Below are 19,989 nucleotides of genomic sequence, written 5' to 3'. Positions count from 1 at the left end.
GAACTATGCCTCTCGGTAGATGGAAGATGAGGGAGTATCGATGGCACGGTCAGAGACAAACCAATCATCGATGACGAGGTGAACTCCGGCGATGTCGTTCACCCCGAAAATCGCGGCGATGACACGATCGGGGCGGATCAGCATGAACTTGCCAGCGTTAGGCAGAAGTTCGCGTCGAAGCGAACCATCGAGGTCGGCTATCAGGTCTATGCCGGCCAAGCGTCTGGGGAGTTCTTCGCCGAGAACCGCGTGTACCGCATGCGCCCGGCTAACGGCCCGGACCGTTTCGACGTGCGGCCATTCTTCAGCTTGCACATCGACGCCGATGAGAGTCCAATCGGGTCCGCAAGCGATATCCAACGGATGCACCTTTGCGGCCTGCATGTCGAACACCCAGGGTTGAGCCAATGGCGATCCGACACCCTGGCCGGGAATGAGGAGTCCCCGCTCGAAACGATTGGCCGGTCGGTATCTCATATTCTCGAAAAAGTCGCGGCCTTCGTCTGTGACCAACGCCGCGCGAACGCGGCGGTCTCGCAGTTCGGCTACGCGTCTCGACGTGCTCATAACGACTCGACCCAAACGTGCGGACGAGGCAACGACTGCTCCGGCCTGAGGGCGACGTTCGTCAGTATACGAATCGAGGATCTGCTCTGGCATCTGCCCCTGTATGACAGCGGCGAGCTTCCACGCCAGGTTCTCGACGTCGCGGATGCCCGAGTTGAGGCCTTGCCCTGCAAAGGGCGGCATCATGTGCGCCGCGTCACCGGCCAGCATCAGACGGCCGGAACGGTAGGTGTCGGCGTTCAATGCGTTGAACCGGTAAACCACCGCGCGCTCGATTTCGTTCTCGTGGATTGTTCGGTGTGGGCTGAGCAACTTGGCGATGAGTGAGAATTCAGGACGCTCGCCTGCCACCCCTTCGCCCGCAAACAATCGAAATTCGTACCGGCATCGCCCCGCGAGCCCAGGGACGATTACCATTGGCCGCTCGGGAATCCCATAGTGCATTCCGTGCCGTTCGCGGTGGGTATCGCCGACAGTATCGACCACCAGCCAATCATCGCGAAGAGCTCGACCTGTCATACCGATTCCCGCCGCCGCCCGAATGGTCGAGCGACCTCCGTCAGCGCCCACGACGTATGCCGCACAGAGAGATTGATCTACGCCGTCAGATCGTAGCTCCAGCCGCACGCCGTCCTCCCCTTGAGAGAGGCCCGTCACCTCGGTTGCGAGCCGAAGCTGGATCGCGTCATCCCTCTCGACAGCGCTGTACAGCACGCGTTCAAGATCTGGTTGAGCGAATGGATTCTTGAACGGCAGCGTCAGCCTCCCCGGAAATTCAGCACCGGCCTGAAACAGAGGTCGGCCGTCAGCGTCGAAGTACCGGGTTCCGGTGCCCGGCACGACAATCCGCAGAAGCTCCGGCAGTAACCCGGCATGTTGATAGGTGCGCAGCGACTCGTCATCGATGCTGATGGCCTTCGGCTCGTCGCTTGCGCCCGATCGACGCTCTATGAGACATGCGTTCACACCTCGCGCAGACAGAAGAGCGGCGAGGGTGAGACCGACCGGCCCCGCTCCCACTATTGCAACGGGAATGGTCGCTTCACGAACGTCAGTCACTCTGCACACCAAGATAGCCGCCGCGCAGATCGTCGAGAGATTCCGAGATCTCGGAGGCCGTTCCGGATGCAATGATCCTGCCCCTCGACATGACATATGCCCGATCGGCGACTTCGAGGGCGAGATGCACATGCTGCTCGACCATGAGAACAGACGCTCCGGTCTCGTCGACGATACGACGGAAAACAGGCAAGATCGCCTCGACGACGATCGGCGCCAGTCCCAGACTCATTTCATCGACAATGAGCAATTCCGGTCTGAGCATCAGGGCGCGTGCAAGGGCGAGCATCTGTTGCTCGCCCCCCGAGAGCACCGTTGCGCGACGATCCTGGATGTCTCGCAGCTTCGGAAAATACGAATAGACCCTGTCGAGCTCCTTTTCATCGCGCGAAGCGACCTGAAGATTCTCTTTCACCGTGAGCGACCCGAACAACGACCGATCTTCCGGCACTTGAACGATTCCCCGCCTGGCTCGCACGTCAGGGCGCACGCCCTTGAGGTCGTTGCCGTGCAGGGTGACGGAACCAGCTATCGGCTCGAGCAGACCAGAGAGGGTCAGCAACGTCGTGGTCTTTCCGGCCCCATTCGGGCCCAGCAGGCAGACGATCTCTGACGTGCCGATTGACAGGTTCAGATCGTGCGCGACGGCTGTGCCCGAATAGCCGACGGACAACGACGTCGCCTGCAGCAGCGGTTCAGCCTGTGCTTGGTAATTCGCGCTCACTTCTCCTCCTCGATGTCCACCGGTTCAAGCTCGATCTCATCGGCATCTGCGATGTCGGCTGGTGTCACCACATCAGGATCAGCAGAGTCGACTTCGTCTCCTCCGCCTAGATACGCGCGGATGACAGCAGGGTCGTTCGAAATCTCCTGAGGCGATCCCGAAGCGATCAGTCGGCCGAAGTCGAGCACGTAGAGGCGATCGCACACGTCGAGCACGAGATTCATGTCGTGGTCGACGAGAAGGATGCCCATGCCCTCCGAAGCCAACTTCCTAATGAACAGACCCAGTTCCCGGCCCTCCGCATCATCGAGACCAGCTGCAGGTTCATCCATTAGAACAACCTGAGGTTCGGCGGCGATGGCACGCGCCACTCCGACAAGAACGCGCTGTCCGTGAGACAGCTCGCCCGGAAGACGAGAAGCATGTTCAGCGATGCCGACCCGATCCATCGCCCCTTGCACCCGGTCGGCATGACTTTGCGCCCCGGAGCGTCGAGCACCACGCTTTGCAGCGACGGCGACGTTCTCGCGAACCGTCAGATCATCGAAGAGCGCTACCGACTGCCACGTGCGGCTCAGCCCGAGCCCGCTACGGCGGTGCGCTCGCACCCCCGTCAACGACGTGCCGTCGAGGCGCAGGTCACCCGACATGGTGGCGAACCCGGTGACGCCGTCGATGAACGACGTTTTTCCGGCTCCGTTCGGCCCGATGAGGCCGACAACTTCACCGCGGCGCACTTCGATATCGACATCGGACAGCGCCTTCACGCCTCCATACGCGACCGAGAGTCCTTTTCCGATGAGTACTGCCTCAGGCATGTGACTCGCTCCTTTCGCTGATGACGGTCGCGGCTTGTTGTGGTTTCGACCGATGAAGTCGCTCCCCAAGCCGCGCGAAGCGGTCGCGGAAGAATCCGGCCATCCCGTCAGGATTGCCGATGACGGTGGTGATGACGGCCACCCCGGCGATGAGAAGCTGGAACTCCGAGGGAATCCCGAAAAGCGTCGTGATCGTGTACATCATCACGCCCTGCGTCACAAGCAGCCCGCCGATGACGGCTCCCGATACCGTGGTCAATCCGCCGAGGTATGCGATGGCAAGGAATGCGATCGCTGTGAACTGGTCGTACTGGCCCGAGGTGACGAGACCGAAGTCGTATCCGTACAGCACGCCCGCCACGCCGGCGACGGCGCCAGCGATGCCGAACGCCAACACCTTCGTGCGGCTCACGTTCACGCCGGCAGCAGCGGCAGCCGCTTCGTCGGATCGCACTGCGAGAAGCCGCGCACCGAACGCACTCCGCCTCACCGTAACCACACCGAGGGCTACCAGACACGTAATTGCGAGCACGAGCAGCGCGAAACCTGGCGAGGGAACACTGTCACCGAAGTTCCAAAAGGAGTCGCTGCTTCCGAGCTTGATCCCCAAGAAACTGGGCGGCGGAACGCTGGCTGCTGTTGTGCCGCCTCCCCAGTCCGGGTTGAGGAACCACAACGATTGGATCGCGACGGCGCCCGCGAGCGTGACGATCGCCAATTGCATTCCCCTCATCCTCAATGCCGGGAGTGCGACGATCAGGCTCACCGCCGCCGCACCGAGGATTGCAACGACGGCACCCAACGGAAATCCCCAGCCCAGAGCGAGGGCGAGTTTCGACAGCATGAACCCAGACGCACCAGCGATCGCGGTCTGGGCCAGGGTCACTTGCCCGAGATAGCCGGTGACGATCACGATCGACATGCACATGATCGCTCCGATCAGACTGGTGATCAGGGCTTGGCGCCAGCCGAACGGCGCGAACGTGATCATGCCCAAGGCGAGCACGATGGCGATTCCGAACCGGAGCACCAGACGGTTGGGCCTGGGCGCACGGGGCAAGCGCGTGCGTTCCGTCAATCGGTCGGGCAGATTCCTTCCCCGAATGAAGAGCACGATCGCGATGATCACGAACGGCAGCGCCTCTTTAATACCGGGGACGGGTGCATTGTTCGACTTCGGGAACCACGTTGCACCCTGCGCGAAGGTGATGAGGGCCTGTGCCGCACCGATCGCGATTCCCACCGCTGCAGCGATACCGAACGAGCGAAGACCAGCCAGAAGGAGCGCGCTGAGGGCGGGCACGATGAACAAGCTGAGAGATGTCGGCGACAGGCCGATGAGCGGGCTGACGAGAACGCCGATGGCTCCCGTCATAGTCGAGGCGATGATCCAGTTCAACGCTTCGAGGCGCCCGGGGTTTACGCCCAACAACAGGGCGCCTTTTCGATTGTCAGCCACGGCGCGCGTCTTGATACCGAAAGGGGTGAGTCGGTACACAAGCGAAAGCGCGATCGCGAGCACAATCGCGATGCCCACGATGATGGCTCGGTCCAGTGGGATTCCGACCGAACCGAGAGGGATCGTGGTAGACGGGAGAAGTGGTTTCACCACGAGTGTGGTTGATCCGAAGGCCAGGATGGCGAGCGCCTCGAGAACGAGGAGCACGCCCGACGATGCGACCACCTTCGCAAGCGGGCCGGCGTTCCGCAGGGGTCGGTAGACGAGAAAATATTGTGCGTATCCGAGCAGGGCGGAGATGAGAAGGCAGATGAGAAGCGCGGGAATAGGCGCCACGGGTGTACCCGGTATCGGAATATCCACTCCGATAAACAGATGCCCATGGGTGGTGAGGTCCCAGTATGTGTAGGCGACGAACCCAGCGGTCGCACCAGCGGCGAAGTTCACGACACCACTTGAGCGATACGTCAAGAGCAAGCTGAGCGCCATCGTCGCTACAAGCGCTCCTGCGCCGAGGCTCAGAAGCACGATCACGAGGATCTGCATGATGTTTTTCCCTTCATAGCGGGGCCGCCCAAACAGCGTCTGGGCGGCCCCTGTGAACGATGTAGCGTCTAGCTCTTGAAGCCGATGCCTTTAGTGTCGATGCCTTGGCCGTTGGTCGGGTCTGTCCACTTGCCGTCACCTTCGTAGACGACGGGGAAGACGTGGGTGTCACAGACGCTCTGTGCTCCATCAGCCGCGAAACTGCCGCAAGCGATTGTGGCCGGTCCCATGAACAACGGTCCGGTGGCGGTGTGCACGGCGTCTCGAACGGACTCGACCGACAGCGAGTCGGCGCCCACCTTGTTCATTGCCTGAGCGACCTGGAAAATGAGTTGCGCGGTTCCAGCGGCCCCTCCGGCACGGTTGGCGTCAGGAGCGTAGGTAGAGAACATGTCGTTGTACAGGGTGACGTCGGGATCGTCGACGCCGATCGGGCTCTTATTCGGCTGAACGTACGTCCACTTCGGGTAGTCCCCGAGCGTCTTCGCAACATTCGCGTCCTGGCAGAAACCGAAAGTCAGCACGGGCGCAGTGATGCCCGTCTGCTGCAATGCCTGAGCCGCAGGAACGCAGGCGGCGGTTCCCGCACTGATCGCGACCGCATCTGCTGTCTGAGCGCCCGCGGAGACGAGGGCAGTAGACCATTGGGAAGCATCAGAAACCGGTACCGATGTGACCGTTATTCCGAACTGCGGACCGAGTTTGGCGATCACCTGGGCAGCGGCAGCTGCTCCCGGGTCGGTTCCATCGTAGGTAAGGGCGAGAGTTTTCGCTTTGAGGTATTGGCTCGCGTATTGAACGACACCGGGTCCGGTGACGAAGGCGGCACCTTGAAGGAAGTTCACGCCAGCCTGGTCGAGATCTACCGGGTTGAAGGTTCCGATACCCACGAGGTTCTTCTTGTCGCCGATGGTCGAATAGATCGGGCCAGTGCCGGTAACGGTCATGCCGAGCATTACCGTCTGAATGCTCGAGTCATTGACCATTTGCTGCGCACATTTCTGCGCATCAGCGTCTCCCTGTACGACGTTGCACTGCACGATTTGAATGGGGTGACCGCCGATTCCGCTCAGTTTCTCGTTCAGGAATTGCACGGCGACCTGTGCTGCTTCTGTTGATTCGGGGAATGACGGAGTGCCGCCGTCCAAGTTGATGAAGCCGAGTTTGATGGGCGACTTGGAGGAGTCCGCTGCTCCGGCGGCTCCGCCGGTGTACTTCGCGGCCAGCGTCAGGTCGGATGCACTGATGCTTGCCGCTGCGGATGAGGCCGACGTTGCCGGCGCGGAGGCTCCGGAACACCCACTGAGGCCAATGCAGAGCGCGACGCCGAGCGCGACCGCCGCTCCAGCGCTCTGTTTGCCGAATTTCCTTTTCACTGTGTTCTCTCTTTCTGTGCAGCGACGATGCTGCGTTCAGGGTGGAAGGTGCTGACTGTTTGGTGCAATGAAAAACGGTCAAAGAAGCTTATGGATGTCGACCATGACGCGGTCGGGGCGGGTGGGCGGGCGCAGCGAGCCGACGAAGACCGAGCGCTGGAGGAACTCAATCCGTGCCGAACCCGTTTCGAAACGCGGCTGAGTTCGGCAATACCACGAATCAGTTTCGTTGAACGTGCCGGAGAAAATCCGTTGCATTGTCGCGTCGTCTTGGGTTCCCCAGCCCTCGTTCGTGATCATGACGTACTCGTCATGATCTGTTTTCAAGGTGTATCGAGCCCAAAGGTGAACGATGCCATCCGGGCGCACGAGATTCCAGTCGGCTCCTCCAGGCATGATTTCGCCAGAAAGCATCGGCCCGGAGAAGGTGCCACCGGTGATCGGGATGATGCGCCGATGCCCACCGGGTACGGCACCAACCTCGAGCGGAGGAGCCAGATGCACATCGAGCGTGAACGCGTAGGCGGTTCCTCCGTCTCTCACGTCTGTAGCCCGATCAGCGGGTGCGAATTGCGTCATTGCGTTCCTCACAGAAAATCGGCCGTCTCGGCTCCGTAGCCAAGCCTGATACTCAGGACAGGTGTTCTATTTATCGAATACTAGAACGGCAACGATTATTTAGCAATGCGCTGGGCAGATGTCTTGGGCGCGCCAATAAGCCGGGCTGATCAGCCGGCAATCAGACCCACCCCCGAGCGAAGGGGGATGAACTTCTTAGCTGGAAAGCTCCAGCACCGCGCCCAGCTGGCGGGCTGACACAAGCAGCGCCGCGATGAGCTTCTCGGCGGTCACGCCTTGGAGTCGGTTTTCGAACACGACGAAACTGAGGCAGGCCACAACAACTCCATCCTCACGAAAGACGGGGACCGCGACGCCCATCATGTCGGGATCTACCTCGCCGTGCGTGACGCTGTATCCCTGCGCGCGAATGGCTTCCAGTCGTTCCATCAGCTGGCCGACATCGACAACCGTATTCGGAGTGAATTTATGGAGCTGCTGACTACTGAGCAAGGATCGGATCTCGTCTTCTGGCGACCATGCGAGAAGAATGAGAGCTGAAGCGCCGGCGTTGATCGGCAGTGTGGTGCCGCGCTCGTAAGACAGCCGCACGTATTGCCCGTCAGCCTCCTCCCGTTCGACGCAGACGATGCTCGAACCCACTCGCCGAGTGAGCAAGACGGTTTGATGGAATCGCTCTGCGAGGTCTTGCATCAGCGGTAACGCTGCGTCGCTCAGTCCGTATCCTCTTCGGGCGAGCTTCGCCAACTCCAGCAGTCGAAGTCCGAGTCGAAATCCTCCGCCAGGAGCCTCCTCCAAGAACTTGCTGGTGACGAGCGATTGCAGATATCGATACGCGGTCGACCGCGCGACGCTCAATGTCGACGCGACCTCGTTGGCAGAGACGACCAACCGACGATCGTCGAACATATTCAGGATGGTCAGCGCGCGGTCCGCCGTGGAGTTGCTCTCACGATAACCGCTGTTGACCGCTTCCTCTATCATGGACTCATTCTAGCTAGGCTTAAGTCCTATTTATCAATAGAGTCGTCCTTGCATACAGGACAAAGCTACCGTACTGTGATCATCGACCACGAGAAGAGAGCAGAGGCGCATTCCATGGGGGCCGATTCGCACGAAAGTTCGATGTCACCGTGGTCGGTGCCGGCCCGGCAGGACGAACTAAGGAATAATCATGGACAAACCACAAAGAATCGTTCTCGAAGAAAAGGACGCGGCGGGAACCCTTCGTGAAACCTCTGTTTCTCACATTGGATTTCGCGTACCCGACGTCGCCGCGACCGAGGCCTTTTACAGTCGCATCTTGGGTCTTGTGCGCCAGGCCGATCTGCCCGACGGGGGTGTGCGATTGGGCTGGGGATTCGGCCATCATGTGATGGACTTGCTGCCTGGCGAACAAGGGCTAGATCACTATGGATTCGAGGTCAGGGATCAAGACGGAGTTGCGGGAATAACGCAGCGGCTCTCTGACGCAGGATACGAGGTGTCACAGCTAGACGAGTCCTTCATCGACGAAGCCGTCGGTGAGCCGATCGGCATCCACGTACTCGATCCCGATGGCACTGCCGTTCATTTCCACAATGCCGTGCGGCGCCAGGGCGAGAACGCCGCTGACACAGGGCGGCGCCCCATCAAGTTTCAGCACACCACTCTGGGAACAACAGACCTGGAGCCCATGATCAACTTCTTCGTCAACACGGTGGGGTTCCGTCTCTCCGACCAATTGAAAGACGGGCGGTTTGCCTGGCTTCGGAGCGATCACGACCATCACACCCTCGCCATCGTCGTCGTCGGAAAAGGAGGCGACATCGATCATTACTCTTACGATCTCGCCGAATGGGAAGACTTCAAGGCCTGGTGTGACCGGCTATCCGAATCTGGCGTAGAGGTGACCTGGGGACCGGGCCGTCACGGGCCAGGGAACAACCTCTTCGTCTTCTTTGACGACCCGGCCGGCAATCACATCGAACTCTCTGCCGAGATGGAGAAGTTCTGGGACGACCGCGTGACGTATGTGCCACGCCGCTGGACACCGGCCCCGACAACAGTGAACCTCTGGGGCGGTCAGCTGCCGAACTGGCGCAAGATGAGCGAGACGAACTGACGATGCCATACCTGAGTTATGAAATGAACGGCCGCGCAGGTGTGGGGCAATTGATCGGGAACAGTGTGATTCCTCTCGAAGGCTTCACTGAACTCGGCAAAGACACACCATTGGCAAGATTGTCGTCTGCGAAGCGTCTGGAATCTTCCGCGTTCGATCTTGATGAAGCACGCATCCGCCCGGTTGTACCGAATCCGCCCCGCATCTTCTGTGTAGGACTCAATTACGCCTCCCATGTCGCCGAGACGAAACGGGCCGATTCTGACTATCCCGTTCTCTTTCCGAAGTTCGCGGGAAGCCTCATCGGCGCCAGAGATTCCATTACCCTCCCCCCGGAGTCAAGCCAGGTGGACTATGAAGGCGAACTCGCCGTTGTGATCGGCACAGGGGGTCGCAGAATAAGCGAGGAATCGGCCGCGCATCACATCTTGGGCTACTCGACAGCCAATGACGTGACAATGCGTGACTACCAGTACAAAACCCACCAGTGGATGCAAGGAAAGTCCTGGGACAACAGCACGCCGATTGGGCCGGTACTTGTCACGCCACCCGAGGTGGACGTTTCATCGGCGGGCATCCGTACGACCGTGAACGGGGTTGAAGTACAGAATTCAGACCTGAGCCATCTCATCTTCAGCATTCCTCGACTCATCCATATCATCTCGGAATTCACTGCGCTCTTACCGGGTGACATCATTCTCACAGGAACGCCTGGAGGCGTCGGATACAGACGAGAGCCGCAGCTGTTTCTTTTCGACGGCGATGTAGTGACCGTGGAGATCGACGGCGTCGGTAGCATCACCAACAACTGCGTGGCGGAGTAGACCCGAACTGACGCTCACGGCAGAAGGGCCCGCCATTCCCCCAAAGTGGGAGCGGCGGGCCCTTCTCGTAGCGGGCTGCGCTTCAGAACGGGTAGGGAGCGATTTCTGAGCGGACGGTAAGCCATTGCGTATTCGTGTAAGCATCGATATTGGCGTCCGCGCCACCGAATCGCGAGCCATTGCCAGACGCTCCGACTCCACCGAACGGAATGTTTGGCTCGTCGTCGACGGTTTGCTCGTTGATGTGAACGATACCGCTGGGCACGCCATCGGCCACCTTCATGGCCAGACCAACGTCGCCGAGAATTCCGAGCGACAGGCCGTATTCACTTTCGGACGCCAGGGCGATCGCCTCGTCGATGGTGGAGAAGGCCGTGACCGGAGCAACGGGCCCAAAGATCTCATCCGTCCAGGCACGCATCGAAGTCTCCACGCCGGAGAGCACAGTGGGCCGGTAAAAGAGGCCGTCGTACGTTCCACCAGCAGAGAGAGTGGCACCCGCAGCTACGGTCTCTTTGACGATTGCGTCGATTCGGTTGAGCTGGCCACTGTCGATAATGGGGCCGAGTGCGACTTGTTCAGCGAAGGGGTCACCGACGGGCAAGTGCTGAGCCTTCTCTGCGAGTATCTCTACGTACTGTTCATGGAGGCTTTCGTGAACCAGGTGTCGCCCCGACGTCATGCAGATTTGACCCTGATGCATGAAAGAACCAAATGCTCCCGCCGAGGCTGCAAGCGCGAGATCTGCACCCGGCAGTACGACGAGGGCGTTATTCCCGCCGAGCTCAAGGTGCACCCGCTTGAGGTGGCGAGAGGCAAGGGCGCCCACGGCTCGCCCGGCGTTGGTGGATCCGGTAAAGGCAACCACCGACACCTCGGGGGCGGCAACAACCGCCTCCCCCACATCTGCACCGCCGACAAGCAGTTGCAATACTCCAGGAGGCAAGCCAGCCTCCTCGAAGATACGCATGATCGAGACTCCCCCACTGACTGCAGTACGAGGATCCGGTTTCAGCAGAACGGAATTGCCAAGGGCGAGCGCTGGGGCCACGGAACGGATGGACAAAATCAGCGGAAAGTTGAATGGAGCAATGACGGTCACCACGCCTGACGGACGACGGCGAGCAAAACTCCATCGCGGCCCGTTCGTCGGCAGAACCAGACCGTGGGGGTGGGTAGGGAGACCGGCGGCTTCGTAGCAGTCGTTGGCAGCGCGATGCGTCTCGAGTTGCGCCTTCGGAGGTATCGAGCCACCTTCACGGATAAGCCAGGAATCAATTTCATCCTGATGCTGTTCCCACAGCTGGCCCGCCCGTCGGAGGACGGCCGCACGTTCCTCCGGTGGAGTTGCAGCCCAGGCTTTTTGGGCGCGCGAGGCAGACTCTGCTGCACGCGCAGCGTCGGATGCATCCGCGATGCCGATGGATCCGAGTACCGCGCCGGTCGCCGGTTCCACGACATCTCTGACGCCGCCGCCGCCGTCTATCCAACCGTCGACGAAGATCTTGCCGTTCCAGTTGCCGCCATCGAGCAGGCCCATTCTTCCTCCTATATATAGGTAGGGTGCTGTCGCCTCGTGCAAGCTCGACGATCACCCGACGCGGTGAACCTTCTTTGGTTCACATGTGTCCTGTAAAACAGGTCAATAGTGTTGACATACGAGACTCTACGACACAATGACGGACAGGTCAATCGAGCGACACGTGACCCGATTGCGATTTCGGTTCAGGGAAGAAACCGCGTTCGGGCACCGTGCGCGTTGTGCGCCATCGCCACGTCGTGAACATCTCAACATTCGCTGGACCCCCGAATCTTCCGCCGCTTCCGGATGCGCCAAGACCCCCCATGGGAGACCATGGGTTGTCGTTGATGGGCTGAGCATTGATGTGCACCATCCCAGAGCGAATCCGGTCTGCGACAGAATTGGCCCGGAGCAGATCGGCACTGTGTACCGACGCGGACAAACCGTATTCTGTGTCATTCGCAATACGGATCGCGTCTTCGTCGCTCTTTGCGGCAATCACGACGGCTACCGGCCCGAAGATCTCCTCACCGTACGCGCGCATTCCCGGAACAACGCCACTGATGACGGTCGGCGGCATAAATGCCCCGTGCCGCTCGCCACCAACGACGACGGCACCGCGCGCACGCGCGTCTTCCACGATTTCCTCGACGTGAGCGGCCTGACGCTCGTTGATGAGAGGGCCGAGTTCGACTTCGTCGACGAAGGGATCACCTTGCCGCAAGATCGCGGCGCGTGCAACCAGATTCGAGGTGTAGCGATCGACCACCTCAGAATCGACGATATGCCGGCCGATTGCCATACACACTTGTCCCTGATGCTGAAACGTTCCCCAGGCGCCTGAGGCCGCAGCACCATCAACATCTGCATCTGCGAGCACCACATGCGGATTCTTGCCGCCAAGTTCGAGAGCGACTTTCTTCAAGAGCGGAGCCGCCAAGCTCGCGATGCGTCGACCCGTCATGGTAGAACCCGTGAAGCTGACGAGTCCGACCAGCGGATGCAGAATGAGCGCCTCGCCAATCACCGTACCCGCGCCGGGCACCACATTGAACACCCCGCTCGGCACCCCAGCCTCTTCGAGCACTCTGGCGATCAGAATTCCCCCACTGATCGCCGTCTGATTGTCGGGCTTGAGAATGACCGTGTTGCCAAGCCCCAAGGCTGGCGCGACGGAACGCATCGCGAGCAACAGTGGCACGTTCCACGGGGTTATGATTCCCACCGTGCCATAAGGCACTCGCTCGGCCACACTTGTCAGTTCCGTGCCACCCTTGCGCAGAATCACGCCGTGTTCCTCCGTCGCCAGGTCGGCGGCGTTTGCTAGCTCGGCAATCGAATCGGTGACCTCGCCGTTGCCCTTCGCCGGGATGCTTCCCGACTCACGGACAATCCATTCGACGACCTCCCCGCGGTTGGCTTCGAGAATCTCGCAGGCTCGAAGGAGAACACTGCGGCGCAACTGGGGGTCAGCCGCCCAGCCCTTACGTGCATCCCTCGCGCGCTCAGCAACCTGATCGAGCTGGGCAGTCGTGATCTGATCGACTACCGCGAGCTGAGAGAGGGTGGCTTTCTCGATCACCGGCATCTGGTCTCCGGCACCGCGGAACCAGCCGCCCGAGTACGCCTCACCTGTCCACCCCCGAGCGGTGAGCAATACAGACTTCTTGATCGCCGTTGTCACGTTGGTCACTGCTAACCTCCTTGAACGCGCCGACCGCGCGGGCCGAGTCGACGCTCGTTGAACTGCCTTAGTCCTACAATAGAGACACTTTACCCTGACATTCAGGACCATTTAGAATTTCCAGCCCATACTCGCCGTCTCGCCTATGCTTTTTGCAGGCCAGATCGCGGGATTTCTTACCCGACCGTCGCCGAGAGGAGATTGACCCGAGCCGGTGAACACAAAGACTTCGGAGTGGATGCGCGGTCTTCATTCATCAGCTGACTGGGCAAGCCTCCTTGCCAATTCTGCCGCAGGCGCAGCCGAACGCAGCAGGGCAGTCGACATTCTCGGACCCGAAATGGTCGCCTGGGCCGTTGAGACGGCGGTGCGAGTGGTCGCCGATGTGACTGCCTCGGTGTCTGAACTGCCGACCATGGTGACCGGTCGCGAACGTCAAGGCTGCGAAGAATGCATCCTCTCCACACTCATCGCGCTGTTTGTCAATGCAGATCCGCAACACATGCTTGCCCCCGCCGGTGCAATCGACAATGCCCGCGCGGCAGTTCGGCAAGGTGTCGGAGTCGGTGCGGTGCTGCAAACCGTGTGGGTGTCACACACTTTGGTTCAAGACGCCTTGCTCGCCGTCATGCAAGATGAACTCAGAGCCGTGGAGTTCGTAGACGCGGTGCGGGAGATCAATGCGCGCATGTTTGCGTACGCCAACGTCTACATCCGCGATCTGAGCAACGCCTACGACGACGAACAAAGGCTCTGGAATGGTCGCATTCCGGCCCTTCGGCGCTCGGTTCTCGATGTCATTGTCGCCGGAGACACTCCTCCACCAGACGCTGAATCCATTCTGGGCATTCGGCTCACTGGAACACACCTCATTGCGTTCGCCTGGGCGACGCCTGGCTCGTTTGTTCCAGATCGTGAAGCCGAGATGCAGCGAATACTTTCCGACATTGCCGCAGCAACGAACGCTCACGGTTCGATTGCGATCGGATTCGACGAAGTGACCGTTCTCTGGTGGCGATACTCAGGCGACGCTCCCCACCACGTCGACAAGATCATCTCCGCCGTACCTCGACCATCCTGGATGCGTCTGGCACTCGGACCGGCCGGTCAGGGACAGGCCGGAGTTCGCACTGGCTACCGATGCGCACAAGATCTGCGCGCCCTCGCTGGACACTCAGACGTTCGGCGCTTCTGGGCCTTCCGAGACAACGGTTTTTCTGCGCTTCTTGCGCTGAACCGAGAAGCAGCCCAGCGATTCGCACGGATCGAGATCGCACCACTACTCGGGCCGGACCCACGGCTGCGGGAGCTTCGAGAGACACTTCGGTTGTACCTCAAATCCGGCCGAAGTCGAGCTGCCGCAGCTTCACGACTCAATATCGCTCCGAACACCGTCGCCGCTCGCGTCCGGCGTGCATCCGAACTCCTCGGACACGAAATCGATGATCGCTCCTTCGAGTTGCTTGTCGCACTGGAGTCGGCCACCCTGGACGATGCGTCATAGCGGGATTGACTTCTGAACGCAGTTCAGGCCCGAAAATGTGTCACCAGAACGCTGGCAGCACTCTGCTCTTCGAAGGAGGATCTAATCGCGAACCTGCTGTGCGTGCCGAAGCGCACAGGAGGAGCGCCCGAAAGGACCTACCAATGACGCTGTGGCCGACTGACAACAAATTTCTCAACGGGCCGTTCTCCCCGTGGACGACAGAATCGGAAGCATTCGACCTGCCGATCATCGGTGAAATCCCCTCCGACCTCGCTGGCGCACTTTTCCGCATCTCGTCAAACCCTCGGTTCGAGCCCCGCAACACCGATCGGTACCACTGGTGGGAAGGTGACGGAATGGTATGCGGTGTCTACATTCGCGACGGGAGAGTCGCCTACCGCACACGCTGGGTCGAGACGGATTCGATGAAAGTCGAGATCGAGCAAGGCGAAGCTGTCTACAGCGGTTTCGTCAATGGCGGCACTCCCGGTCGAGCTCCCCTCGGCGCGCCGCCATCCAAGAACGTTGCAAATACCAACGTCGGCATTTTCGACGATCGACTGCTGGTGTATTTCGAAGGTGGCCTTCCTCATCAATTGCACCCCGAGACTCTGGCCACACAAGGCACCTATGATTTTCACGGTGGAATAGACACCCTCTGCACAGCGCACTACAAGATCGATCGCCTGTGCGGCGACATGCTGTTCTTCGCCGCAAAGGGGCCGATAATAACCTGGTACCGGGCAGACGTGACGTCGGGGCAGATCATCGAAACCCACTCGATCGACATAGGGCTGCCCGTGCTGATGCACGACTTCGTGGTCAGCGACAACTACGCGATCTTCTTCGTGACCCCGTCGCTGTTCCGACTCGATCTCATCATGCAGGGTCGCCCCGGCGTGATTTGGGACGAAAGCGCACTCCCGCACGGCACTCAGATCGTGTTGATGGACCGGCGCACTAAGAAAGTCACCTGGTACGAAGCAAATGGGATCTTCGGTCCGACTCACTTCTACAACGCGTATGAGATCGGCGACGAGGTCGTGATCGATCTTCATCGAATTTCACGCCTCGGGAACCCCGCCCACGGCAACACGCCATTGTCGTCTCACGAATGGTTCCCTCCGGCGCTTCCGTGGCAATGGCGCGTCAACGTCAAGACCGGAAAAGTAGCCGACACGATGCTCTCAGGTATCGCCGGCGAATTCCCGAAGATCAATGACGCGTACCTCGGCATACAGCACCGCTTCGGTTACTTCGTGACCACGAGATCATTGAGCCCCGCAACCATGAGCGATGGTCTGGCGAAACACGATTACGTGGCGGATTCGACGGTCGTCGTTGAAGGCCCCGACAATCTGACCAGCCCGAGCGAACCGGTCTTCGTCGCGCGCGATGGAGCATCCGTCGAGGACGATGGATACATCCTGTCGATTTGGTGGAATCCCGAGACCGAACTCAGCGAGTTGCTGGTTCACGACGCCTCGAACTTCACACGGATCCCTCTCGCCCGGGTGGCATTGCCGGTTCGCATTCCGTTCGGCTTCCACGGTAGTTGGGCAAGCCAACAAGTCCTCGAAAGCAGTATCGCCAGCATGACCACTGCCGCCTGAACTAGGTGTACTTGGCCATGACGTTGGTGACGTTCGGGGCTTGATTTGAGGAGGACCTCCGGGGCTTAGTGGAGGTATCTGACATCTCTTCAGGTCACGGAGGTCCTCATGTCCCACGTTAATGCCCGACTCACTGTTCGCGGCAGGGTTCTGCTCGTAGAACGCGTTCTCTCAGGCCGTCCTGCGGCCCACGTTGCGAAGGAACTCGGCATCTCGAGGCAGTGCGCGTACCGGTGGGTGCGCCGCTACCGCGCCGAGGGCCTTCCCGGTTTGGTCGACAGGTCCAGTCGGCCACACCACACACCGACTCGCACGAGTCCTGACCGAGAGGAAGCCGTCCTCGACGCTCGTGCCCGGCTGCGGTGCGGGCCCGCACGGATCGCAGCCGAAACCACCGTTGCCGCTCGGACCGTGTCACGGATCCTTGCCCGTCACGAGATACCCCCGCTCGCGGACTGCGACCCCGTCTCCGGGCAGCCCATCCGAGCCACCCGGGCGACAGCGAACCGGTACGAACGAGAACGCCCCGGCGAGCTTGTGCATGTCGATGTGAAAAAGCTTGGCCGGATCCCTAACGGCGGCGGATGGCGGGCCGATCCTGCTCAAACGTCTCGGAACCACAAGACCAGCCGCGGCCGGGTTGGCTACGACTACGTGCACGCTGTGATCGATGACCACACCCGGCTCGCGTACGCCGAAATCTGTGCCGACGAGAAGGGCGCTACCGCTGCCGGGGTGCTCCTGCGCGCTGCGGAGTTCTTCGCCAGCTGCGGCATCCCACGAATCGAACGCGTGATCAGCGACAACGCTTTCGCGTACCGGCACTCGACTGCGTTCAAGGCGGCAGTCGCCCAGCTCGGCGCAGTGCAACGCTTCATCAAACCGCACTGCCCCTGGACCAATGGGAAAGTCGAACGCCTGAACCGCACCCTCGCCACCGAATGGGCGTACGCCCGCCCGTTCACCAGCAACACCGAACGTGCGCGCGCCCTTGCGCCCTGGCTGAACTACTACAACACTGAACGCATCCACACCGGCATCGGAACCACACCCATCAACCGCGTGACACCAACCTGATGGCCAAGTACAACTAGTCCACCAAGCAACGTGCAGTGCGAGGACGCGCGCAAGCATCACCGTCGCGATCGCAGAAGCAAGACCATGTCCGGGCATCGACGATGCTCTATCACGACCCGATCGACAATTCTGCGTTGCCCATCCGGTCCTGTACCTGTGATTCCCCCGCCCGATAAAGTGCGAGCATCCGCCGCTCGATGAGGAGACACGATGGATGCAGGGGCCACCACGGGTGCAGACCACTGGCTGATCGGGGAGATCCCGATCACCAAACACGTCGAGATGCTGTACTGGTCGCCGCTCAGCCCGGCGATCGCACAGGGCTGGGACAGCGGGTCGCTGGAGGAGGTGCTCGCCATGAAGGACTGGCTGGAGCCGACGTGGATGAACGAGGCCGGTGAGATCGCGGCCGGCGTGCACTCGTTCTTGATCGAGACTCCCGACGGCAAGCGCCTGATCGTCGACACCGGCATCGGAAACGACAAACAGCGCGCCGCCGCGATGTTCTCCGGCCTGCATACCGACTTCCTCGACCGCCTCACCGAGATCGGCTGGTCACCCGAGACCGTCGACGGTGTGATCTGCACGCACCTGCACATCGACCACACGGGTTGGAACACGATCCTGGTCGACGGCGAGTGGCGCCCCACGTTCCCCAATGCCCGCTACTACTTCGTGCGATCGGAGTACGAGCACTGGAAGAGCTACGCCGACGACCCCGAGGCTGGCAGCGGTTACACCTCCGACTGGGCACGTCAGATGGTCGACGGCGCCGCCGTGTTCAACGACTCCGTGCGCCCGATCGCCGACGCGGGCCTGATGGAGCTGGTCCAATCGGATGCGACGATCGCCCCGGGTGTGCGCTTGGTGCCGTCGCCCGGGCACACCCCCGGGCACGTCTGCGTCGTGATCGAGTCCAACGGCGAATCCGCCGTGATCACGGGCGACATGGCCCACTCGATCTACCAGGTCGCCCGCCCCGAATGGTCGTCCCAGCTAGACACCGACATGGACCAGTCCCGCGCCACCCGCAAGCGCCTGGTCGCCGAATGGGCCGACTCGGGAACCCTCGTTCTCGGCACCCACTTCGGCCCGCCCACCTGCGGCCACGTGCACTCCGACGGCGAGCACTACCGGATCGACTGACCCGGGGTCAGTTGGAGCGTTCGCCCGATTTCGGGGCATTGCTGCACGCATTCAATTTGTCTAGCCCCGGGTTTGGTGGAGGCTTTAGTTGACCCGTTCTCTCAGTTGAGGGGCGGGGGTTTGTGTGTAGTAGGCGTTTTCTTTCTCGATGGGTGGGACGTGGCTCAGCTCGCCGTGTAGGCGGCGGTGGTTGAACCAGTCGATGTACTCGGCGACAGCGATTTCGAGGTCGTCGATGCTCTTCCACGGGCCGCGGTTACGGATCAGTTCGGCTTTGAATAGCGAGTTGAATGCCTCGGCCATGGCATGTCGTACGAATCGGCAGCCGGCAAGCGGTATCGGGTCAGATACCGAAAGCCTGACCACAGCCAGACCCGCAAGAACGGTTTCAAAACGAAACGCGAGGCCGAGCTGTTTCTGGCCGAGAACGAAGTCTCGATGGCACGTGGCCAGTGGATCGACGAGAGTCATGCACGAGTAACCGTCGGCACCCTGGCGGCCGGCTGGCTACAGCACCAAACGCATCTGAAGCCGAGCAGCCTCGACCCAATCCAACGCGCCTACCGACTTCACGTGGCGCCGCTTTGGGCCGAGCGAGCGGTCGGCGGAATCAGGCCCAGCGAGGTGCAGGCGTGGGTAACAGAGCTGAATAGCCGCAAGAACGCCTCGGTTGTGCTGCGCGCCCACGGTGTGCTCGCATCCATTCTTGACTCCGCAGTTGCCGACAGACGGATGCTCGCCAATCCAGCCCGAGGGGTGAACCTCCCCCGAAAGACGCCGAAACGTCGCGTCTACCTCGCGCACGAGCAGGTAGACCGACTGGCTGCAGAGTGCGGCCAGAACGAAACGCTCGTGCTCTTCCTCGCTTACACCGGTCTGCGGTGGGGCGAGGCAATCGGGATGCGAGTCGGCTCGCTCGACACACTGCGTCGCCGGGTTCTCGTTCAGGTGAACGCGCCACGAGTCGGCGGCCGAATTGTCATCGGTACTCCGAAAGGGCACGAAGCTCGAAGCGTGCCCTATCCCTCATTTTTCGCCGAGCCGCTGGCGCGGTTTTGCGAAGGAAAGTCCCGCGAGCAGCTCGTGTTCGGTGACGGCAACACGCATCTCGGAACTCCATCATCCCGAGACGGCTGGTACGAGTACGCGATTCGCCGGCTGCAGAAGGACGATCCGTCGTTCCCTCGCATCACGCTGCACGACCTCAGACACACTGCCGCCAGCCTGGCGATCAGTGCAGGAGCCAACGTGAAGGCCGTGCAACGGATGCTCGGGCACAAGTCAGCCGCCATGACCCTCGACACCTACGCAGACCTTTTCGACGACGACCTCGACGCGGTTGCCGATGCCCTCGACCAGGCTCGGTCTCGGTCGAGGAATTTCAACGCCGCAGGATGATCCGTCG

At 60.9% G+C, this 19,989-nt stretch carries 16 protein-coding genes and 1 pseudogene; 7 read left to right on the top strand and 10 right to left on the bottom strand.

Annotation, left to right across the window (positions count from 1 at the left end):
• Positions 1 to 3 precede the first annotated feature (3 nt).
• The 7 genes from LQ955_RS03145 to LQ955_RS03115 all read right to left on the bottom strand — a co-directional run bounded on the left by LQ955_RS03145 (position 4) and on the right by LQ955_RS03115 (position 8,112).
• Complete coding sequence (locus LQ955_RS03145) at positions 4 to 1,626, bottom strand: FAD-dependent monooxygenase (protein ID WP_231026781.1); 1,623 nt, start codon at positions 1,624 to 1,626, stop codon at positions 4 to 6.
• A complete protein-coding gene (locus LQ955_RS03140; protein WP_231026780.1) occupies positions 1,619 to 2,350 on the bottom strand; it encodes an ABC transporter ATP-binding protein in 732 nt (243 codons plus the stop codon). The genes LQ955_RS03145 and LQ955_RS03140 overlap by 8 nt, the downstream gene beginning before the upstream one ends.
• Entirely contained in the window at positions 2,347 to 3,168 is an 822-nt protein-coding gene (locus LQ955_RS03135; RefSeq protein WP_231026779.1) for an ABC transporter ATP-binding protein, read from the bottom strand. The genes LQ955_RS03140 and LQ955_RS03135 overlap by 4 nt, the downstream gene beginning before the upstream one ends.
• Positions 3,161 to 5,173 carry an ABC transporter permease gene (locus tag LQ955_RS03130; RefSeq protein ID WP_231026778.1) on the bottom strand — a complete coding sequence of 671 codons (2,013 nt, stop codon included), beginning with the start codon at positions 5,171 to 5,173 and terminating at the stop codon, positions 3,161 to 3,163. The genes LQ955_RS03135 and LQ955_RS03130 overlap by 8 nt, the downstream gene beginning before the upstream one ends.
• A 68-nt stretch (positions 5,174 to 5,241) precedes the next feature.
• Entirely contained in the window at positions 5,242 to 6,549 is a 1,308-nt protein-coding gene (locus LQ955_RS03125; protein ID WP_255713680.1) for an ABC transporter substrate-binding protein, read from the bottom strand.
• A 78-nt stretch (positions 6,550 to 6,627) separates the two neighbouring features.
• Positions 6,628 to 7,128, bottom strand: coding sequence for a DUF3237 domain-containing protein (locus LQ955_RS03120; protein ID WP_231026776.1), 501 nt, complete (start codon positions 7,126 to 7,128; stop codon positions 6,628 to 6,630).
• A gap of 195 nt (positions 7,129 to 7,323) precedes the next feature.
• Positions 7,324 to 8,112 (bottom strand): IclR family transcriptional regulator, encoded by a 789-nt coding sequence (locus tag LQ955_RS03115; RefSeq protein ID WP_231026775.1) that lies wholly within the window; start codon positions 8,110 to 8,112, stop codon positions 7,324 to 7,326.
• Between the two features lie 190 nt (positions 8,113 to 8,302).
• Between LQ955_RS03115 and LQ955_RS03110 the strand changes: the two genes are divergently transcribed.
• Together LQ955_RS03110 and LQ955_RS03105 are read left to right on the top strand one after the other, a co-directional pair.
• Entirely contained in the window at positions 8,303 to 9,232 is a 930-nt protein-coding gene (locus LQ955_RS03110; RefSeq protein WP_231026774.1) for a VOC family protein, read from the top strand.
• Positions 9,233 to 9,234: 2 nt separating this feature from the next.
• Positions 9,235 to 10,056 carry a fumarylacetoacetate hydrolase family protein gene (locus tag LQ955_RS03105; protein WP_231026773.1) on the top strand — a complete coding sequence of 274 codons (822 nt, stop codon included), beginning with the start codon at positions 9,235 to 9,237 and terminating at the stop codon, positions 10,054 to 10,056.
• An 82-nt stretch (positions 10,057 to 10,138) separates the two neighbouring features.
• Here LQ955_RS03105 and LQ955_RS03100 read toward each other — a convergent pair whose 3' ends face one another.
• Together LQ955_RS03100 and LQ955_RS03095 are read right to left on the bottom strand one after the other, a co-directional pair.
• Complete coding sequence (locus LQ955_RS03100) at positions 10,139 to 11,596, bottom strand: benzaldehyde dehydrogenase (protein ID WP_231026772.1); 1,458 nt, start codon at positions 11,594 to 11,596, stop codon at positions 10,139 to 10,141.
• A 148-nt stretch (positions 11,597 to 11,744) separates the two neighbouring features.
• The gene (locus LQ955_RS03095; protein WP_255713679.1) at positions 11,745 to 13,373 is read right to left on the bottom strand and encodes an aldehyde dehydrogenase family protein; all 1,629 of its coding nucleotides are present in this window, start codon (positions 13,371 to 13,373) and stop codon (positions 11,745 to 11,747) included.
• 127 nt (positions 13,374 to 13,500) lie between these two features.
• Between LQ955_RS03095 and LQ955_RS03090 the strand changes: the two genes are divergently transcribed.
• The 4 genes and pseudogenes from LQ955_RS03090 to LQ955_RS03075 all read left to right on the top strand — a co-directional run bounded on the left by LQ955_RS03090 (position 13,501) and on the right by LQ955_RS03075 (position 18,584).
• Complete coding sequence (locus LQ955_RS03090; protein ID WP_231026770.1) at positions 13,501 to 14,766, top strand: PucR family transcriptional regulator; 1,266 nt, start codon at positions 13,501 to 13,503, stop codon at positions 14,764 to 14,766.
• A gap of 35 nt (positions 14,767 to 14,801) precedes the next feature.
• Positions 14,802 to 16,250, top strand: a pseudogene (locus tag LQ955_RS03085) (carotenoid oxygenase family protein); the annotation flags it as partial.
• A gap of 219 nt (positions 16,251 to 16,469) precedes the next feature.
• Positions 16,470 to 17,438, top strand: a complete 969-nt coding sequence (locus tag LQ955_RS03080; RefSeq protein WP_231026768.1) for an IS481 family transposase — start codon at positions 16,470 to 16,472, stop codon at positions 17,436 to 17,438.
• Positions 17,439 to 17,648: 210 nt separating this feature from the next.
• Entirely contained in the window at positions 17,649 to 18,584 is a 936-nt protein-coding gene (locus LQ955_RS03075) for an MBL fold metallo-hydrolase (protein ID WP_231026767.1), read from the top strand.
• Positions 18,585 to 18,668: 84 nt separating this feature from the next.
• Here the strand turns inward: LQ955_RS03075 and LQ955_RS20110 are convergent, their stop codons facing one another.
• On the bottom strand, positions 18,669 to 19,055 hold the full coding sequence (locus LQ955_RS20110; protein ID WP_313788380.1) for an IS3 family transposase: 387 nt from the start codon (positions 19,053 to 19,055) through the stop codon (positions 18,669 to 18,671).
• Positions 19,056 to 19,157: 102 nt separating this feature from the next.
• Between LQ955_RS20110 and LQ955_RS03065 the strand changes: the two genes are divergently transcribed.
• Complete coding sequence (locus tag LQ955_RS03065) at positions 19,158 to 19,982, top strand: tyrosine-type recombinase/integrase (protein WP_313788379.1); 825 nt, start codon at positions 19,158 to 19,160, stop codon at positions 19,980 to 19,982.
• Positions 19,983 to 19,989 lie beyond the last annotated feature (7 nt).

Origin of the sequence: Subtercola endophyticus (genome assembly GCF_021044565.1) — a bacterium.
Taxonomy (GTDB): Bacteria; Actinomycetota; Actinomycetes; order Actinomycetales; family Microbacteriaceae; genus Subtercola; species Subtercola endophyticus.
Note: the sequence above shows the minus strand (reverse complement) of the source record. Positions and strands in the feature narration are given on the sequence as shown.